The organism is Amycolatopsis pretoriensis (assembly GCF_900107925.1).
GTDB lineage: Bacteria > Actinomycetota > Actinomycetes > Mycobacteriales > Pseudonocardiaceae > Amycolatopsis > Amycolatopsis pretoriensis.
This window is the reverse complement of the sequence record NZ_FNUJ01000021.1, coordinates 62,328-80,344: the sequence shown is the minus strand read 5'-3', so window position 1 is coordinate 80,344 and position 18,017 is coordinate 62,328. Positions and strand designations below refer to the sequence as shown.

Genomic DNA, 18,017 nt, shown 5'->3' with positions numbered 1-18,017 from the left:
ATGAGCTGGCGGGCAAGCCGGCCGAGCTGGCGCCGATCCTGCAGTACCACGTCGTCGGCAAGCGCTACGACGCCAAGGGCCTCGCCTCCGCCGGCTCGCTGGAGTCGTTGAACACCGCGGGCGGCCCGCTGAAGATCGAGGGTTCGGGCGACAGCATGACGGTCAACGGCGCGAAGATCCTTTGCGGGAACATCCCCACGAAGAACGCGACCGTCTTCGTGATCGACAAGGTGCTGACCCCGGGCACCAACAAGAACTGACATCCACGATCGGGCCGCCGACGGGCGGCCGTACCGGACGGTCACCTCGGGCTCCACGTACCTCCTGGAGTCCGGGGTGACCGTCCTTCGCTGTATCGGCTCGGACAGCGATCGCAGTCTGGCGGCGGGTTGCAGTAGATCCGCCACCGGGGACGCCGAAGCGGCGGCGTCCGCCGGTCGTCGCCACCGCCGGATCACTCCAGGGTCGTGGCGGCGACCGGCCTCTCGGCGAGCGGCGGCGCGCTCAAGGGCACAGGAGGAACACCCTGATCGGCACCCGCGCCCAGACCGCTTTCCCGCCGGGGTCGGTGCGCACGGACGCGGCGTCCGGATCGCGGTCGCCGACTTCGACCAGCAGGGTCTCGGCCTTGCGGGTGATCGGCAGGTCGCGTGCCGCGGCGGTTTGGAACGCGGAACGGCCGCCGCGGTCCCCGGACACCGGGAACCGCGGCGGCCGCCGCGAGGGCTTAGTGGGGGAGGTGGACGTCGTTGCCGGAGCCGATGCTCAGGTGGCTGAGGTCCGCGCCGATGTTGCCGCTGAGGGCGCCTTCGCCGATGTTGCCGACGACGTCGTGGACGTCGGAGATGCTGCCGGCATGGGAGGCGATGTCGCCGACGTGGCTGGTGACGTCGCCGAGGGTGCCGTTGTGGCTGATGTCGCCGAGGTGGGTGACGACGTCGTCGACGCCGTGGGCGGTCACGTCGCCGACGGTGTGCTCGAGACCGGCGTTCACGCCGAGGTTCCCGGTGAGGTCGCCGATCGTGGAGCCGACGCCCTGCGCGTTGCCGACCGCGGAGGTGAGGCCCGAGACGTCCTGCAGCCCGGCGGTGAGGTTGCCGCCGTCGAGCGCGCCGGTGACGTCGCCGCCCGCCACGTGTCCGGTGACGTCGCCGAGGGCGCCGGTGACGGTGGTGACCGGGTCGGCCTGGCCCCCGCCGATGTGGTCGATGCCGCTGGTCAGGTCGCCCGCGGCGGAGAACGGGTCGGTGATGTTCTGGGTGAGGGCGGTCATGCCGCTGACCGCGCCCAGGACGTTGTTCTCGGAGGTGGTGTCGCCGAGCGCGAGGTTCTGGGTGAGGGCCTTGAGCTGCTCGACCGCGCCGGCCTGGCCGGTGATGGAGCCGAGGTTCAGGCCGTTCTCGCCGCCGAGGGTGCCGACCGGCGCGAAGTCCAGCACCAGCGGGAGGATGTCGTGCAGATCGGCGCCGGAGACGTCGCCGAGGCCCGCGCCGTCGAGCGTGCCCTGGGGGTCGTCGCCGAAGGCGGTGCGGGCGGACGGGTCGTTGAGCAGGTTGAGCGTGAATTCGTACAGCGACTGCGCGGGGTTCATCGACCAGGCTCTCTGTGGGGAACGGATGACGTCGCCGACCACGGGGATCACCGACCGCACCGAAGCTAGGGCGTCGGCCGCACCCTGGACATCGGGTGCGACGCCTAACGGTGATCTTCGAAACCCCTGAGGGGGTCCCGCGACCCGTTAGGGGGTAACCCATCCGAGTGGTGTGGGTCTCATGCCCGAACAGGGGACGACCCGCCCATCTGCGGCAGGGCCCAGTCACGAACTCCTGGCAGGTGACCATTTGGGGTCGCCGTTCCTGGAGGTGTCGTGGAGGAGCTGCTGTCGTCCCGGCTGCGGGAGGTGCTCGCCGGGATCGACGCCCGTCCGGGTGACCCGCTGCGGCTGGTCCTGACCGGAGCGCACGGGCACGGCAAGTCGACGGTCCTGAACGCGATCGGCCGGCACTACCGCGCGGCCGGCGTCCCGGTGATCGGCCGGGAAGACCTCACCGTGGCCACCCCCGCCACGGACGCCGCCGTGGTGCTCGATGACGCCGACACGCTGGCCGGAGAGGACCTGCGCACGCTTGTGGCAGGCGCGCCCCGGCTGGTGCTCACCCACACCCGGGGCGCAGCGGGGTCGATCGTCACCATGCTGGCCGGGGCGCCGGCCCAGTACCTGCGCCTGGAGCCGTGGAGTCCGGGCGACGTCGTCCGCTTCTCCGGCGACGTACTCGGCAGGCCGCTCACCTGGGAGCGGGCGGTGTCGGTGCAGCGGGCCACGGCCGGGGTGCCGCGGCTGGTGGCGCGCTGTCTGCGGGTACCTGTCGTCGAGGAGCTGATCGACCAGCTGCGAGCCGAGCTGGACGGGCTCGGCGAACCAGGGCTCACCTACCTGGTCGCCGCCGCGGCCGGCGGCCGGAGTGACCTGGAGCTGCTCGCGGTCGCCCTGGACCGGCCTCGCGACGACGTGTCCGCCGTCGTCGAGCAGGTCCGGGCCGCCGGGCTGCTCGCCGACGACGACGCCGTGCCGCCGATCGTGGCGCGGGCGGTACAGGACCACACCGGCGTCGATCACCGGCTGACCGTCCTGGTGCGGATGCTGGAAGCCCAGCTGGGCGCCGGGCGGCCCGTGCTCGCGATCGCACGGCAGTTGCTGCGCCTCGGGGCCGCCGGCGGTGTCGTGCGCGCCGGGTTCGAAGCGGCGGCGGCCGAAGCCGCCGTCGGCGATCCCGCGCTCGCCTTCGACCTGTACGCCGCCGCAGCCCACGCGGGCAGTTCACGGATCCGCCTGGCACCGGACTGGGCGCGCGCGGCGGTGCTGAGCGGGCGGCTCGACACGGCCCTGCGGCTCGGCGACGAACTGCTGAACACCGCGGAGCCGGAGGCCCGGACCCGAGGGGCGCTCGTCGCCGGCACGGTGATCGCCCGCCGCGGCGACCTCGCCCGCGGCGCGGAGCTGCTGCGCTGGTCCGCCGATCCGGGGGCGGCCCGGCTGGCGGACCTGGCCGCGATCGCGCTCGGCGAGACTGTCGACGACGTCCCCGACGTTGCGGCCGGCCCGGTCCCCGCCTACGGGCACGTCGCAGCGCGGCTGCTGACGGGCATCCGGGAATCGGTGGCCGGCCGGCCGGAAGCCGCACTGACCACGTTGCTCTCCGCAGCCGACTCGGCGGCGGCCACCGGGACCGGAGACCTCTTGCCGGACACGCCCGCCGCGCTCACCGCGCTGGTCGCGCTGCACACCGCCGAGTTCGACCTCGCGCACGGCGTGCTCGAGCGGGCCGGCGGCGGGGAGCGGCACACGCTGTTGCTCGGCTGGACGGCGATGCTGCAGGGCGACCTCGCCACCGCGGAAGCCCGCCGGACCGAGGTGCGCCGATCGGACGTCCGTCTCGGGCCGCGCGACGAGCTGTTCCTGCACGGGCTGGAGCTGGGGCTGGCCCGCCGCGGCGGGACGCCCGAGAACGTGCGGGAGCATTGGCGAGCGGCGTACGAGGCGATGATGCGGCAGCCGGTCGATTTGTTCGCCCTGCTCCCCCTGGGCGAGGTGCTCGTGGCCGCGGCCCGGATCGAGGAGGGCTACCGCGTGAGCGTGCACCGCGACCGCGCCTTCGCCGTGCTCGATCGGCACGGCTCCCCGGTGGTGTGGTCGGCATGGCTGCATTGGGCCGCGTTCCACGCGGCGATCGTCGGCGGCGACGGCGACACCGCGCGGAAGGCGCTGCGCCCCTTGGCCGGGACCTCCGAGCCCGGGCGGCTCGCCCCGGCTTTCGCCGCGGCGGGCTCACAATGGCTGGCCGTCCTCGACGGTTCGGTCGACGTCGAGGCGATCCTGGCCGCCGCGAGACTGCTCAACCGTGCGGGATTGCGCTGGGACGCGGCCAGGCTGGCCGGCCAGGCGGCCGTCCGCGCGACGGACCGCGCGGCCATGGTCACGCTCCTGCGCGCGGCCAAGCAGTTTCCGGTGGGCTCCACCGTGGCCGCGGCACCGGCAGCGGCCGAGCCGCCGGCCCTGACCCCGCGCGAGCGCGACATCGGGCGGCTGGTCGTCGCCGGGCACACCTACAAGGAGATCGGCGAACAGCTGCACATCTCCGCCAAGACCGTCGAACACCACGTGGCTCGTATTCGCGCCAAACTCGGCGTCTCCGACCGCCGTACCCTCGCGACGTTGCTGGGCGGCATCCTGGGCGAAGCGAGCTGAGCGTTCAGGCGGCTTCCACGTCCACGCGCCGGTCAGGGGGCGAGGGTGCCGGTCCGCCCCGACGGCGGTCCGGCACCCCCACCCGGTCAGTTGGCGGCGCTGGTGTTCACGTCGCCGTTGACGCCCTTGGGGAAGAACCCGCCGGAGGTGGCGGCCTTGTTGGTCAGGTACACGATGTTGAGGACCTGACCCGGCGAGCGGCTGTAGGCGATGCCGTTGGCGTCGGTCGGGACGATGTTCGCCTGGCCGCGGCTGTCGATGACGCCCTGGTCGTCGTCGGCGGGTCCGTCGAGGCTGTCGCGGGCGTTGGACAGCTTGACCGAGGCTTCCCGCAGGTCGCGGCCGAGCAGGCCGAGGCCGAGGATGCCGCCGCGGCGTTCGTAGAGCTGGGAGCGGATGTTGCCGGCGTGGTAGGCCTCCACGGCGAGGATGCCGGCGGCGGCTTCGAGGTAGGTCTTGTTGGAGATCAGGGGCGCGGCGCCCTTGTAGGCGGTGACGCCGACGTCTTCGAAGAGGAACGCCGCGAGCAGGAAGTTCTCTTCGCAGGAGAAGGCGTCGAAGCTGTGGCCGGGCCTGACCAGTCCGGCGGCCTGGGCCGCGGCGGTGAAGCTGGACTGCAGGTCGATCGCCGGACGCGCGACGGCGGCCGAGCCGAGGGCCGAGCGCAGGAACTGGACGTGGTCCTTCTCGTCGGCGGCGATCTCCTGCGCGTACTGGCGGACGGTCTTGCTCTGGAAGCGGACCGCGCGGCCGCCGGTCACCCCGCCGCGGGTACCGGTGCCGGTGGTCATCGAATCGGCGAGGCCCTTACCAGTGACGGCGTGCAGGTAGAACTCGGCTTCCAGGTATTCGAGGTTGAGCGCGAAGTTGAGAATGGCGCCGTCGCTCACCTCGGCTGCGGCGGCTTGGGCGGCGGCCGGCCGAGCCGTCGCGGCGGCTGCGGGTCCGGCCGCGAGCCCGCCGAGCGCGCCTGCTCCGACCACCCCGAGGCCGGTCATCCCGGCTGCCTTGAGGAAGCGGCGGCGGTCTCGGTCGTTTCCGGCGCTGCGGTTGATCATCGACGCGGCATAGCGTTTGCCAAACACGGGTGATCTCCCAACCCGCCCGCACGCGAACGAGCGGGCGTAGCCCAGCGCCGGTCTCCCGGCGCCGGGACGGATCCTTCGTGGACGTTCCCCGTTCGGAGCTGTCCGCGCCGCGGATGGGTCGGTCCCCTGTCCCCGTCTTTTCTGGCGGGAAAAGGTCCGAATTTACCCACTAATCAGCGGTAGTAAACACGTTGGAGCGAAAGAAAAAACTCTGATCTCCACCCAATCCGGTGATGTGCTTCGTCTCGAACTCTGACTGACGGTGAAGTCCAGACCTGAAAGGGGGTGAGATGGATGGATACTTCCCAGACGGATTACGCGCTGGTCCGGCACCCGGTGGTACTTCGGGTACTGGTGGTGGCCGGCGCGTTGTTCGGGTTCACCCTGCTGGCCTTGGCCGTGTCAGGGGCCGCGAACGCTTCCGAAGGTTCGCCTCCGCCCGACCGGGCCGGTCTGCTCGACAGAACCGGGGACACCGCGCACGACGTGCTCAAGCACGCCCAACCGGTCCTGAAGCCGGTCACGGGCACTGTCCACGCGGTGACGTCGCACGTGGCTCCGGTGGTGAAGCCGGTGACGAGCGGGCTCGAGCCCGCGCTCGCGCCGCTGACCCGCCCGGTGCTGCAGGCAGCGGAACCGGTGCTGTCGGCCTTGCGGCCGGTCACCGAGCCGGTGGCGCGGGCGATCGGCGCCGAGCCCGTGGCCACGGCAGTGACCGATCAGCGGGCGAAGCCCACACCACGTGGAGACGTCAGTGCTCCGCCGGTGGTGGCCGCACCGGGCGAACTGGTCACGCCGATCGACCGGACTGCTCCGGCCGTCGACGAGCAGAGCGGCGGTCAACGTCGTCTTGACGTTCAGGTCGGTGCCCGGCACGTCGCCGGGGACGCGGATGCGGCCGGCGTTGCCGGCCCTTTGTCCGGATCCGGCGGCGGCGGACCACTCGCCGATGTGACCGGCACGAGCGGAGCGATGTCGGCGGGGTCCGGTGGCCAGCACGGAGGCGAGTACGCCGTGACCGCGGCCGGATCGGTCATACCGGGCGCGGACCGTACGTGGCGGGCGCCGCCCGCGGGCTCGTGGTCGTTGCACTGGCTGGAGTACTACGGCAACGACCATCCGAGCTGACGAACCCTTTCCATCCTCAAAATCCACAATGGACAGAGAGTGTGAAAGGGAAGTCATGCACAAGTACGTACGACGCGGCCTGACCGCCGCGTTCATCTCCGGCGGGTTCGTCCTGCTGGGGTCAGCGGTGGCCAGTGCGGACACCGGGAACGCGGGCCCGCTGGGCGGGCTCGGGAACACGCTGCACTCCGTTGTCTCCGGCACGGTCTCCGGCACCTCGGCCGGCGGCAACGGCGGTGACTCCGGTTCCGGCGGCAACGCGAGCAGCGGCAACAACGCTGTCAGCGGGAACTCCGGCAACTCGGGCAACTCCGGTTCGACCGGCGGGAACAGCGCTTACGGCGTCTGCGTCCTGGCCAAGTGCAGCACCTCGGTGTCCTCGGGCAACTCCGGGAACACGGGCGCGACCGGCTCGACCGGGAACGCCTCGAACACCAGCACCACCACCGGCGGCAACTCCGGGACCGCCGGCCACGGCGGCTCCGGGACGTCGGCGGCGTCGGGCAAGAACACCGCGGACTCGCGGGGCGCCCGCGGCGGCGTGCTCGGCTCGGTGACCGGGATCGCGAAGGGCGGCAACGGTGGCAACTCCGGCGACGCCGGGAACGCCACCAGTTCCAACAACGCCGTGTCGGGGAACTCGGGCAACTCCGGGAACTCGGGCTCGACCGGAGGCAACAGCGCCTACGGCCTGTGCGTGCTGGCGCGCTGCGAAACCACGGTGACCTCGGGTGACTCCGGGAACACCGGCGCCACCGGCTCGACCGGTGACGCGGGCAACTGGAGCACCACCACCGGCGGGAACTCCGGCAACGCGGGCCACGGCGGCGACGCCGCCACGATCGCGTCCGGCGACAACTCCGCCACGAACAACGGTGGGCACGGCCGGAAGCACCAGGGCGGCGACACGGGCGTCCTGGGCTGGGTCACCGGCACCGCCAAGGGCGGTAACGGTGGCAACTCCGGCGACGCCGGCAACGCGAACAGCCACAACAGCGCGGTGACGGGGAAGTCCGGCAACTCGGGCGACTCCGGCTCCACGGGCGGCAACAGCGCCATCGTGTGGACCGTGGGCGGCCAGAACAACGGCCGCGGCGACCACGGCGGCCGGAACCACAACTGTGGCTTGAACAACTCCGGCTGGAACCACGAGAACGGCACGAAGTCGGCCACCACGGTGACCTCGGGCAACTCGGGTGACACTGGCCCCACCGGCTCGACCGGTGACGCGGGCAACTGGAGCACCACCACCGGCGGGAACTCCGGCTGGGCGGGCCACGGTGGCGACGCCACCGTCGTGAGCACCGGCCAGAACTCCGCCACGAACAACGGTGGGCACAGCTGGAACCGGCAGGGCGGCCGCACCGGCGTCCTGGGTGTCGTGACCGGTACCGCCAAGGGCGGTAACGGCGGCAACTCCGGCGACGCCGGGAACGCCACCAGCCACAACAACGCCGTGACCGGCACGTCCGGCAACTCGGGCGACTCGGGCTCGACCGGCGGCAACACCGCCGTCACTTCGACCCGCGGGCACGAGCAGCAAGGCCGTCACCACGGTGGCTGGAACAACGAGGGCGACCACTCGAGCACCACGGTCACCTCGGGCAACTCGGGTGACACCGGCGCCACCGGCTCGACCGGCGACGCCGGGAACAACAGCACCACCGCCGGCGGGAACTCCGGCTGGGGCGGCAACGGCGGCGACGCCGATGTCCACGCCTCGGGCTGGAACACCGTCGCGCACACCCCGCACACCGTCTGACGGTTCACCGGGGAGCACAACGAGCGGGGGCACCGGATTCCGGCGCCCCCGCTCTGTCGTGCGGGATGAGCTCAGGGGCCGAAACCCTCGCCCCCACCGACGACACGATGCGAGTCGCGCGCTCCGAGCCGGGTTCAGCCACCGCCCGCGATGGCGCCTGGCTTTGCCAGTGACGTCGGTCTCAACGGCGACCTCTCCCGTGAGGGTGTGCTTCACGGCCGTGTCTGTCGGTCGGCGGACAGACCGCAGGTGGCCACCTGGAGAATCGATGACAAAACGATGCATCAGTTCCAGGGTCACTGACGAGGGAGGCGAGTGCCGGTGGACCGCAGCGACGACGAAGGCTTCCCAGAACTGACCGTGCACCTCACCACCTGGCCCGAAGCCGTCGTGGTGGCAGCCGTCGGCGACCTGGACCTCGCCACCGCGGACCGGCTGCGTCAGCAGGCGGAAGCCGCTCTCGGCGCGCAGCCGCCGGCTCTCGTCGTCGACCTCGGCGGCATCACCTTCTGCGGTTCGGCCGGGATGCAGGTGCCCCGCACGGTGTTCATGCACTCCGCTGACAGCGGTGGGTTCCGCAACCGGCGGGCACGCCGAGCGGTTCGATTTCCGCGCCGGTTCGAATGAGTGACGGAAGTTTCCGAATTCGAATTCTGGAAATTCACCCCGATGCGGCACCTGTCCTTGAGCGCCGGGGATACGAGCAATTTTCGGGTGCGCGGATTCGGGATCCGGCTCCACTACCCGATCCGGTGAACGAGAGCCACGACACACGATCAGCTCGTGACGTTTCCCGAAGGGCGGTGTCCACCAGGTGTGCAGGCAGCGGAACGGAATCCGCGGCACCCGCACGGAAACCACCGATCCGAACCGAATCAAAGGAGACGCCATGACGAACCCGGCCACCACGACCAGCGGCACCGGCAAGACCGCAGCCCCGGCGACCGGCACCCTCACCAAGGCCGGGGAAAGCGCGCTGTCCTCCAGCCACGGCAGCACCACGATCTCCGACGTCGTGGTGCAGAAGGTCGCCGGCATCGCCACTCGCGAGGTGTCCGGCGTCCACGCCCTCGGCGGGGGTGCCGCCCGCGCCTTCAACGCCCTGCGCGAACGCATCCCCGGCGCCACCGCGTCGGCCGGACAGGGCGTCTCCGTCGAGGTCGGTGAACGCCAGGCCGCGATCGACCTGCAGGTCCTCGTCGAGTACGGCGTGTCCATCACCGACCTGGCCCGCTCGGTGCGCCGCAACGTCATCACCGCGGTCGAGCAGACGACCGGGCTCGAGGTCGTCGAAGTGAACATCAACGTCTCCGACGTCCACCTCCCCGGCGACGACACCGACGAGCAGCCCGACACCGGCCGCGTCCAGTGACCCGCGGCGTCGCGATCGACGCCGACGCCGTCGCCGCCGCTGTGCTGGCCCTGCCCGCCGTGGCGGGCCCGCACAGCGGCCGGTTCGGCGAGATCGCCACCCTCCTGCCCCACCGGCGCGTCCCCGGAATCCGCATCCGGCCGGACGAGATCACCGTCGGGGTGACCGGCCGCTACCCGGCGACGGCGGCGGAGATCGGCGCCGCGGTGCGCGCCGCGATCGGCCCGGTCGACCGGCCGGTGAACGTCCGCATCGAGGACATCGTCCCGCCGGTGACCTCGTGAACCACTTCCATCGACACATCGGGGAGCAACCATGACTTCGACCCACCTCGGTCTGCTGACCGGGCTCGTCCTCGGCCTGGCCGCCGCGTTCGGCGGCTTCGGCGCCTTTCTCCTGGTCCTCGTCCTCGGCGCGCTCGGCCTGCTCGTCGGCCGGTACCTCGACGGCAAGCTCGACCTGTCGGCGCTGTCCGGCCGTGACCGGGGCTGATCCGCCATGACCACCGCGACCACCTCCGCGCCGGCGCCCTCGGACGCCGGTGAGCGCGGCGCGCTGACGATCGGGGGAACGGCGGTCGAGCGGATCGCCGCGACCGCGGTCACCGAAGTCGACGGCGTCGGCGGATCCGCCTCACGAGTACTGGGTGTGTCCGTCGGCAGCGAGGACCTCGACCGCAGCGCCAAAGTCACCGCGACCGTCGCCGGCGACACCGCCTCGCTGACGGTGCGCCTGTCGATCGGCTACCCGCGGTCGGTCCGCCAGACGACCGACGCCGTCCGCGAGCACCTCATCAGCCGGGTGCGAGAACTCACCGGGCTGGCGGTCGAGCGGGTCGACATCACCGTCACCGCCCTGCACACCGCGCAAGCCGACACCAGGAGGGTCCAGTGAAACGCCGTCCCCGCCGCAGCACCCCGGCCGTGCTCGCCGCGCTCGTCCTGCTCGCCGCCTCCGTCGGCGCCGCCGTTGCCGCGGTCCAGCTGATCCTGGGGCAACGGCCGTGGATCGGCTACGACAGCGTCGCCGGATGGCTGCACGCGCAGCACTGGAACGACCTGGTCCCCGCCGTCGCCGGTGGCGTAGCGGTGCTGCTCGGACTCATCCTGGTCCTCGCCGCGGTGCTCCCCGGCAAGCTCACCGTGCTTCCCCTGCGGGGCCAGCCGGAGTCGGGGGCGTCCCGGCGCAGCTACCGCTCCACCCTGCGGGCCGCCGCGTCCGGCGTCGACGGCGTGTCCGGGACGAAGCTGACGGTCAACCGCCGCAAGGTCAGCGCGCGCGTCCGCACCGAACGGATCAGCACCGACGGCCTGTCGGAGGCGGTCCACGCCGCCATCTCCCACCGCCTCGCCCAGATCGCACCCGCGACCGACCCTGCTGTGAAAGTGAAGGTCAAGGCCACCAGGAGCACGCCATGAGCAGCCTCAACCGCCCAGCCCGCCTGAACCGGGCCCTGCTGGCTCTGATCGGACTGGTCCTGCTCGCGACCGGCGGATTCGCCGTCGCCACCCACTTCGGCAAGCTCCGGCTGCTCGCGCCGGACACTCCGCTCGTGCCCGGCACCGCACGGCCGCCCGGCTGGGTCTGGTACGTCGTCGCCGCGTCCGCCGTCATCGCCGGTCTCCTGCTGCTGCGCTGGCTCGCGGCCCAGCTGGCCCGCAAACCCAAGACCCACACGTGGCGCTTCGCCACCGAACCCGACCGCGGCACCACCGACCTGGCGCCCGGCACGGCCGTCGAACCGTTCCTCTCCGACGTCCGCACCTACCCCGGTGTCCACGCGGCGCACGCGACGCTCGCCGGCACCCGCGAGGCCCCGGCACTCGCACTGGTTCTCAGTGCGACGCAGGAGGGTGACCCGAGCACCATCCGCGACCGCCTCGACACCCACGGCCTGCCCCGGCTTCGACAGGCTCTCGACCTCGAGACCCTCCCGGTGACCATCGAATTCCGGTTCACCACCAGGACTGGCGCGCGCATTCGGTGAATGGTGAAGAATGGGCTGCTGCCGGTTCTACCCCGAGATCGGACGTCGTTGCGGCCGTGCCGGCCCTCGCGTTCGACGGCAAGAGCCAGTGATATCGGCAAGGCGGTGCGGCCGGCGCCGCCGGGCCGGGAGCTGCAGTGGAGCTGCGCCGGACGGCACGGCCACCGAGCTCGACGACGGCGACGTCACGATCCGCCCAGGCCTGGACCGGAAGCGACGGCCGCTGCCGCTCGGACGTCGCACACGACGAAGCTCCGGACCGAATTCAACCTGCCAGCCGGTCGCGCGCTCAAACGGCCTGCAGGTGAACCCCGTTCACGGGGTGGGCAGATCGATCTCGGTGTGCCGCGTCGCCAGCGTCGACGCCACCTCGTTGAGCTTGACATTCAGGTCTTGGGACGTGCGGCGCAGCACGTCGAACGCCACGTCAGCCGAGACACCTCGGCGGGCCATGATGATGCCCTTCGCCTGACCGATCACGTCCCGGCTCTCGATCGCCTTGCGCAGATGCGCGGCCTTCAACTCGGCGCGCGTCACCGCGTCGGTGGTGGCCAAGGCGAGCGACGCGTGCGTCGCCAGCAGGAGCAGGACGTCACGATCGGCCTCGTCCAGCCCCTTCACCGATCGTGAATAGACGTTGAGAGCACCGATGGAGCGTCCGGCCGGCGGTCCGGGGATCAGCGCGGTGGCCAACACCGACCGGACACCGAGGTCCACCGCGGCGGGCGCCCACCGCGGCCAGCGCGGCTCGTCGGCCAGATCCGGGCAGAGAGCGACAGCGGGGCCGCCGGGGACGGCCGCTTCAACGCACGGACCTTCGCGGAAGCGGTACTGCAGCAGGTCGAGATCGGTGGCGACGTCGTCGGTTTCGGCCGGTGTGTGGAAGCCGCCGTCGTCATCGAGCAGGGTGAAGCTGGCCAGGTCGGCGGCGGGAACCATCACAGTCGTGGCGTCGAGCACTCGCTGGAGGACGTCCTCGACCGAAGGGGCCGCGAGCAGCGTGGCCGTCAGCTGGGCGAACTGTTCGGCCAGCGGTCCCGGACCGGGCGTCCGGCCGGCGCCCGAGGTGAACGCCTTCCGGTCGAGCTGCCACTCCTGATCACTGGTCATGCCGTTCTCCCTGGTGTTCCGCGGAAGACGGCTGCCTGCTCAACCATCGCACCGACCAACATAGCCGCCGGTGCCGCCACTGGACGAGAGGGAGGTTTCGACGGGCTGGCTCGTACGAGTTCCGCGCGGACCCAGGTTCGAATCCAAGCGTTCGGCGCAACTTCACCGGAAGCGACGCGGCGGACAGGTCCATAAAGGACCGCCCGGTGCCGGACGCAGCGCTCGTGGTGGGACACGACGGCGGAGGGAACCGGGACGCTCGGCGAGACGGCGAGCACTCACGCGACGACCGTGATGTCGGCTTGCACCCGGTTCGCCTTCAACCCTTCGGTGTCCACCACGACATACCAATGCCCGTCCACTGGGACTGTGACGTCGAATGGCCGCATTGTCGCGACGCCACCTGTCATGCGGTACGCGAGTCTCTTCGTATACGCTTCGACATTTGCTTTAGTCATCAGGCGGACGTTGGCCATGACGTCCAGTTCGACGCGGACGACGGTAGATCTGCTCAGCCAGCCGAGATCGAATACCATTACATCGGATGCCACGGCACACCCCCGGGGAGACCAGATTCCTCCTCCGCTCGGCTTTTTCAACCGGAGGCTGGGCGAAATGCTCACGCCTCACAAAGGTCGAGCTTGCTGATCCGACTGTTACAACGCAGGCCTGGTAGGAAATTCACGACCGCGAATGCCGTCGTTTTCGCCGGTCTGCCGACGAGGGCGCGTTCGGTGGGACTATGACGATGTGGTGACGACAGAGTCAGGTGGCCGGTGCGCTGTGTTGCGGCACTCACAGGTTTGTTTGCCCCCAGGCAAAAGGGGTACCTGACAGTTGTTGGCAGTGTCGTACCGAGGGGGCAAAGTGCAGGTTCGCCGTAGGACAGCCGCGCGCGTCGGAGATGTCGATCGTGCGGTCGCGGTCCTGGCGAGGCGCGGCGTACACCCGATCAGGGCGCGGGCCACGTTGAACGAGATGGCGCGTCGGCGCCACATCTCCCTCGGTCAGTGCGCGGCACTGGTGGTGCGCGGCCTCGACCGAGCCAGCCGCTGACCACGTGCCGGCAAACACTGTGTCGCGGCGCCTGCTGCTGACGTTGGCGCTGGCCGGTGCAGCGTCGGCGTGTGGCACGTCGCAGCACGGCCGCGGCGACCAGCCTCGTCCGCCCGAGTCGAGGTCGCCGAGCCCGACCTCTCCCCCGGCATCGTCGCCGACTTCCGCTCCGGCGGCGATTTTCGTCGGTTTCTGCGGCGCTCCGGGCTCTGCGGCTCTCGGAACCATGACCGGCGACCTGGACGCGGCCGGTCGCAAGCTCCAGGAGACGATCGGCACCTATCCGCCCGGGCACCGGATCGTCCCGGTCGTGGAACTGATCGCCACGACCGCGCACCGCTCACCCGGCGCCGACGGCATGTACCGCAGCCGATGCAGCGACGACACGGTGCGCGACTACCTCGACGCCGCGCGGCGGATCGGCGGTGTGCTGCTGCTGAACATCCAGCCTGGGCGCGCCGACTTCCTACCGGAAGTCCAGGCGTACGAACACTGGCTCACCGAACCCGACGTCGGGGTCGCGCTCGATCCCGAATGGGCCGTCGATCCGGGAATGGTTCCCGGGGAGGAGTTCGGCAGCACCACCGGCGCCGAACTCGACGGCGTCGCGACCTACCTCAGCACCCTGGTCGGCGCCCACCGGTTGCCGGACAAAATCATGGCATACCACCAAGTGTCGGCCTCGGTGGTGCGCGACGAGCGGTCTCTGTCACCCCACGTCGGTGTATCGGCGATCAAGGTGGTCGACGGCATCGGCCCGGCCTCGGCGAAGAAAGCGACCTGGCGGAAGCTGACCAGCGGCATGCCCGACCGGGCGCGCACCGGGTTCAAGCTCTTCTTCGACGAAGACACCCGCGACGGTTCGGTGTTGATGAGCCCGGCGGACGTGCTGGCCCTCGATCCCGCGCCGAGTTACATCGTGTACGAATAGGCCGTGCTTGCGTCATCCGACCTTGCCGCCCGCGGCCGCCAAGGTCGAGATCCGGTCGATGCTGTCCTTCCGGCCGGCGGGGGCGAGCGCCGCCGCAACCTTTGAACGACCGCGCCGCGCGGCGGAGGTGACGACCTTGGTCCTGTCACACGCGTCAACCGCACCCGTGACGTGGGACCAGCGTGCTTATCCGGGCAGGTTGGGGGAAATCGGTCGCCGGCGGCCGGGTGGTTGAACAAGTAGCCTCCCGGCCGCCCCCGAGCGGCAACCTGTCACGAACACTTTCCGAAGGCTCACGCTCGGCCTCGGTTCAGTCGGGATGCAGCGGCAGCACCAGATCAAGGATCCCGCAATGGATTAGGGCGGCTGCAGGGTTTCGGCGGCTGCTGGGCTGGAGCGCGCACGGCACGGCCTCGGTGACCGCGGTGCCGGTTCGCCGGCGGAGCTTCGCCGCCAGCGCCGGTCTGCGGATGCCGGTTCCTGATCAGGGTTTGCGGGCGACCGCGCCGGCGATGAGCCGCTGCGCCAGGTTGAGCGGTTTGAGGCTCGGCCCGTCCGGCCACCCGTGCGCGGCCGCCCTCGCCGGGATCGAACAGGTGCGACACCGCGACATAGGACCCCGACGGCAGCGCGTCGACGTACTCGCGCATGATCTCGGCCGGACGGTGCCGGTCGCCCTTGTGGTGGTGCAGCGTCGCGACGAACATCAGCCCGATCGGCCGCGACCAGTCCAAGTGCTCGAGGACCGTCTCGTCCTCGAGGATCGACTTCGGCTCGAAGATGTCGCCGGCGATGAACCGCGTCCGGTCGTTCTCCTCCAGCAGCGCCCGGCCGTGCGCGACCACGACCGGTCGTTGTCGACGTAAACCTGCCGCAGCCGCTCCAGCTCGTCCCGATCGACCTGGTAGTGGTCTTTCCCGCCGAGCACGTAGTTGTACATCCGCGCGATGCCGGGATCCAACTATCTCCCCTGTCGCGGTGGCGACGAGGGGTTTGAGCTCATTCAACTCTGGGTAATCATTTGATCACTGGAGGTTGCCTGTGAACCGTGCTCGGAGACCTCGCCCGCTCCTCGAACCGTCCGAGACCGATGTCGAACGTCTGGAGGCGGCCGCCGGGGCGCTTCGTGCTCGCGACTACCGCCAAGGCGGCACGTTCTGCAAGGAAGGTGCCGAAACTGCAAAACGAGCGAGCTTGCTCCTGCGCTGGGCCAGCGTGCCGGACGTTCTTCGACCGCGGCTGTGCACCGTTCTCGCCGACATCCACAACCTCCTCGGCTGGATCGAATTCGACGCCGGTCACCCCTTCGCCGCCCGGCTGCGGTTCGAGCGAGCACTCGAGTTCGCCGTCGAGGCGGACAACGACAACCTCGTCGCCAACATCCACTACCGGCTCGGCCGGCTGCACTTGCACCACGACGATCCCGGCCGTGCGCTGGACCAGTTCGGGCGCGGCGACCTCGCCGCGCGTCGCTCCGGTGCACACCGCGCCCACGCGCTACTGCAGGTGAACACCGCGTGGGCACACGCGATGACCGGTGACGAAGCCACAACACTCGATGCGCTGGCGCGCGCGGAAGACCTGTTCGGCGCCATGGACAGCTGGCATCCCCCGCAGCCGTGGGAAGCGTTCTTCGGCAGCACCGACATGGCAGCGATGCGCGGTTCGGTGTTCACCGAGCTGGCCCACCGGCAGAACATCCGGTACAGCGAGCGGGCCATTCCACCGCTGGCCTGGGCCATCGGGCGGTACGGCCCCGAGATGGCCCGCAGCCGATCGCTGACGATGATCATGCTCGCCCACAACCACGCGCTCCGGGACGAGTTCGGCCCAGCAGCAGCCACCACCGCCCACGCGATCGCCATCGCTCGCCACCTCGGCTCGGTCCGGCCCAAAGACCGGCTCGGCCCCTTGGCCGGCACGCTGCGCCGGCGCCCCGGCAGCCGTCCCGCCCGCGAACTGCTGAACTCCGTCACTGCCTTTCGAGTTGAATCACTGCCGAAGTAGGGCGGCGGGTGCTGCCGGCGCCACCGACCGGTTCGCGACCGGTTCGGGCCGCGCCGCTCCGCGCGCAGCTGGCATCGCCGACCTTCTACGGCTGGAACACTGGGCGGCCCCCACACGGCTACCGGGCGAAGGTCGTTCCGCGTCCGAGCCCGGTCAAGGTGGAGAAGGGCAAGACAAAGTCACGGCTCGGTCCGGAAGGCCTCAAAGGACAGACCATCACCCAGATCGCGCACTGGCGCTGACGACGGCGACACCCCCAGCTCGCATCCGTTGGCGAGACGCAAATACGTGCTCCGCGGCCGGATTCTGCACAGCTGCGGGCGCGACAAGAAGGGCAGGGGCGCCGTCTACCAACCTCTACCGGCCCGGCAAGAACAACGAGATGAAACCCGACCTCCACCCTGGACTACCCACGTCAGTCCGGGTGCGGGAGGACGAGCTTCACTCGCGGCCTTCGATCTCCGACGCGATGTTTTCCAGCAGACCAAAGAGCCCGCCTGACCTGGGTCAGACGGGCTTTTCGAGTACCCCCGACCGGGTACGGACAGCATCCACGCACTCCCGAACCGACCCTGACCTGCAGATCTCCGCGACTCTGACCCTGGTCGAGCTCGGTCGCCGCCGGCGGGAGCGGTCATGACGAACTCTTCCCGCGACGATCTGGCGCTAGGCATCCAGTGCGTCTGCACCGGGCTCGTCGCCCTCGGCGCGGCCTTCGCCTCATACCGGCACGGATTCCAGTTCGCCCTTCGCTTCGGTGCTGACCGGACAACCGCAGCGATCTGGCCGCTCATCGTCGACGGTCTGCTGACCATCGCGACCGTCGAGCTCTGGAAGTCCGGGACCGGCAGCCGCTGGCAGGCGTGGCTCGCCTTCACCTTCGGGATCTCCCTCTCGCTCTGCGCCAACATCGGCTCCGCCACCGAGCTGAACGTGTTCGGCATCACAGTCGCCGCCTGCCCTCCCCTGGCACTGCTCCTGGCGGTCGAACTGCTCAACCGGGCCCTGAAGCGCCATCGAGCAACGCCGAAGCCGGCCACCCTGGATCACACTGCCGAGGTATCCCCGGACGAGTCGTCCCCCGATGAGCCTGCGGAACAGACCGCGGAGCAGCGGATGTGGGCATACTACGAAGCCGAAAGGCGACAGGGGCGTACGCCGTCCGGCGCCGACCTGGACAGGAACGCCGGCACCCACAACTACGGCCGCCGCATCCTCCGCAAGTGGCGCAGCGCCGGTCGGCTGGCCGGGCAATCGCAGGCGATCGAGTCGTCGATGCCGTTTTCGCCGGAGTCCTTCCGCGAGGACGTCGGCGGCCACAGGTGAGCCG

Annotated in this window: 20 protein-coding genes and 1 pseudogene; 14 read left to right on the top strand and 7 right to left on the bottom strand. The window is 70.6% G+C overall.

Annotation, left to right across the window (positions count from 1 at the left end):
• Nucleotides 1–260, top strand: a 260-nt coding sequence (locus BLV96_RS48555) for a fasciclin domain-containing protein (RefSeq protein WP_143051168.1), incomplete at its 5' end; no start/stop codon positions are given.
• 244 nt (nucleotides 261–504) lie between these two features.
• Here the strand turns inward: BLV96_RS48555 and BLV96_RS48550 are convergent.
• The gene (locus BLV96_RS48550) at nucleotides 505–699 is read right to left on the bottom strand and encodes a hypothetical protein (RefSeq protein WP_086677964.1); all 195 of its coding nucleotides are present in this window, start codon (nucleotides 697–699) and stop codon (nucleotides 505–507) included.
• Nucleotides 700–727: 28 nt separating this feature from the next.
• Nucleotides 728–1,591, bottom strand: a complete 864-nt coding sequence (locus tag BLV96_RS48545) for an IniB N-terminal domain-containing protein (RefSeq protein ID WP_143051167.1) — start codon at nucleotides 1,589–1,591, stop codon at nucleotides 728–730.
• A 276-nt stretch (nucleotides 1,592–1,867) separates the two neighbouring features.
• On the opposite strand from BLV96_RS48545, the gene BLV96_RS48540 reads away from it, so the two are divergent.
• Complete coding sequence (locus BLV96_RS48540; protein WP_086677966.1) at nucleotides 1,868–4,246, top strand: helix-turn-helix domain-containing protein; 2,379 nt, start codon at nucleotides 1,868–1,870, stop codon at nucleotides 4,244–4,246.
• Between the two features lie 86 nt (nucleotides 4,247–4,332).
• Here BLV96_RS48540 and BLV96_RS48535 read toward each other — a convergent pair whose 3' ends face one another.
• Entirely contained in the window at nucleotides 4,333–5,331 is a 999-nt protein-coding gene (locus BLV96_RS48535; protein WP_086677967.1) for a ferritin-like domain-containing protein, read from the bottom strand.
• Nucleotides 5,332–5,688: 357 nt separating this feature from the next.
• On the opposite strand from BLV96_RS48535, the gene BLV96_RS48530 reads away from it, so the two are divergent.
• From BLV96_RS48530 to BLV96_RS48490, 9 genes are all read left to right on the top strand, one after another.
• Nucleotides 5,689–6,462, top strand: coding sequence for a hypothetical protein (locus tag BLV96_RS48530; RefSeq protein WP_086677968.1), 774 nt, complete (start codon nucleotides 5,689–5,691; stop codon nucleotides 6,460–6,462).
• Nucleotides 6,463–6,517: 55 nt separating this feature from the next.
• Entirely contained in the window at nucleotides 6,518–8,224 is a 1,707-nt protein-coding gene (locus tag BLV96_RS48525) for an autotransporter outer membrane beta-barrel domain-containing protein (RefSeq protein ID WP_086677969.1), read from the top strand.
• Between the two features lie 321 nt (nucleotides 8,225–8,545).
• Nucleotides 8,546–8,851: an STAS domain-containing protein gene (locus BLV96_RS48520; protein ID WP_086677991.1), complete on the top strand. Its 306-nt coding sequence runs from the start codon at nucleotides 8,546–8,548 to the stop codon at nucleotides 8,849–8,851.
• Between the two features lie 262 nt (nucleotides 8,852–9,113).
• Nucleotides 9,114–9,596, top strand: coding sequence for an Asp23/Gls24 family envelope stress response protein (locus tag BLV96_RS48515; RefSeq protein WP_086677970.1), 483 nt, complete (start codon nucleotides 9,114–9,116; stop codon nucleotides 9,594–9,596).
• Nucleotides 9,593–9,880: a hypothetical protein gene (locus BLV96_RS48510; protein ID WP_086677971.1), complete on the top strand. Its 288-nt coding sequence runs from the start codon at nucleotides 9,593–9,595 to the stop codon at nucleotides 9,878–9,880. The genes BLV96_RS48515 and BLV96_RS48510 overlap by 4 nt, the downstream gene beginning before the upstream one ends.
• Before the next feature lie 31 nt (nucleotides 9,881–9,911).
• Nucleotides 9,912–10,088 carry a DUF2273 domain-containing protein gene (locus BLV96_RS48505; RefSeq protein ID WP_086677972.1) on the top strand — a complete coding sequence of 59 codons (177 nt, stop codon included), beginning with the start codon at nucleotides 9,912–9,914 and terminating at the stop codon, nucleotides 10,086–10,088.
• A 6-nt stretch (nucleotides 10,089–10,094) separates the two neighbouring features.
• Entirely contained in the window at nucleotides 10,095–10,490 is a 396-nt protein-coding gene (locus BLV96_RS48500; RefSeq protein WP_086677973.1) for an Asp23/Gls24 family envelope stress response protein, read from the top strand.
• Nucleotides 10,487–11,014: a DUF6286 domain-containing protein gene (locus BLV96_RS48495; protein ID WP_086677974.1), complete on the top strand. Its 528-nt coding sequence runs from the start codon at nucleotides 10,487–10,489 to the stop codon at nucleotides 11,012–11,014. Before BLV96_RS48500 ends, BLV96_RS48495 begins: the two co-directional genes overlap by 4 nt.
• Nucleotides 11,011–11,583 (top strand): alkaline shock response membrane anchor protein AmaP, encoded by a 573-nt coding sequence (locus BLV96_RS48490; RefSeq protein ID WP_086677975.1) that lies wholly within the window; start codon nucleotides 11,011–11,013, stop codon nucleotides 11,581–11,583. Before BLV96_RS48495 ends, BLV96_RS48490 begins: the two co-directional genes overlap by 4 nt.
• 315 nt (nucleotides 11,584–11,898) lie before the next feature.
• Here BLV96_RS48490 and BLV96_RS48485 read toward each other — a convergent pair whose 3' ends face one another.
• Both BLV96_RS48485 and BLV96_RS48480 read right to left on the bottom strand, forming a co-directional pair.
• Nucleotides 11,899–12,693: a GAF and ANTAR domain-containing protein gene (locus BLV96_RS48485; protein ID WP_086677976.1), complete on the bottom strand. Its 795-nt coding sequence runs from the start codon at nucleotides 12,691–12,693 to the stop codon at nucleotides 11,899–11,901.
• Nucleotides 12,694–12,971: 278 nt separating this feature from the next.
• On the bottom strand, nucleotides 12,972–13,229 hold the full coding sequence (locus BLV96_RS48480; RefSeq protein ID WP_086677992.1) for a DUF1883 domain-containing protein: 258 nt from the start codon (nucleotides 13,227–13,229) through the stop codon (nucleotides 12,972–12,974).
• A 563-nt stretch (nucleotides 13,230–13,792) separates the two neighbouring features.
• Between BLV96_RS48480 and BLV96_RS48475 the strand changes: the two genes are divergently transcribed.
• Nucleotides 13,793–14,680: a hypothetical protein gene (locus BLV96_RS48475; protein ID WP_244181024.1), complete on the top strand. Its 888-nt coding sequence runs from the start codon at nucleotides 13,793–13,795 to the stop codon at nucleotides 14,678–14,680.
• Nucleotides 14,681–15,018: 338 nt separating this feature from the next.
• On the opposite strand, the gene BLV96_RS48470 is transcribed toward BLV96_RS48475, so the two are convergent.
• Entirely contained in the window at nucleotides 15,019–15,525 is a 507-nt protein-coding gene (locus BLV96_RS48470; protein WP_425266230.1) for an SAM-dependent methyltransferase, read from the bottom strand.
• A gap of 26 nt (nucleotides 15,526–15,551) precedes the next feature.
• Nucleotides 15,552–15,641 (bottom strand): annotated as a pseudogene (locus BLV96_RS51640) (SAM-dependent methyltransferase); the annotation flags it as partial.
• A gap of 80 nt (nucleotides 15,642–15,721) precedes the next feature.
• Here BLV96_RS51640 and BLV96_RS48465 point away from each other — a divergent pair.
• Together BLV96_RS48465 and BLV96_RS48455 are read left to right on the top strand one after the other, a co-directional pair.
• Nucleotides 15,722–16,687 (top strand): NsdA family TPR-like regulatory protein, encoded by a 966-nt coding sequence (locus BLV96_RS48465; protein WP_086677978.1) that lies wholly within the window; start codon nucleotides 15,722–15,724, stop codon nucleotides 16,685–16,687.
• Between the two features lie 636 nt (nucleotides 16,688–17,323).
• On the top strand, nucleotides 17,324–18,013 hold the full coding sequence (locus tag BLV96_RS48455) for a DUF2637 domain-containing protein (RefSeq protein ID WP_086677980.1): 690 nt from the start codon (nucleotides 17,324–17,326) through the stop codon (nucleotides 18,011–18,013).
• Nucleotides 18,014–18,017: the final 4 nt, after the last annotated feature.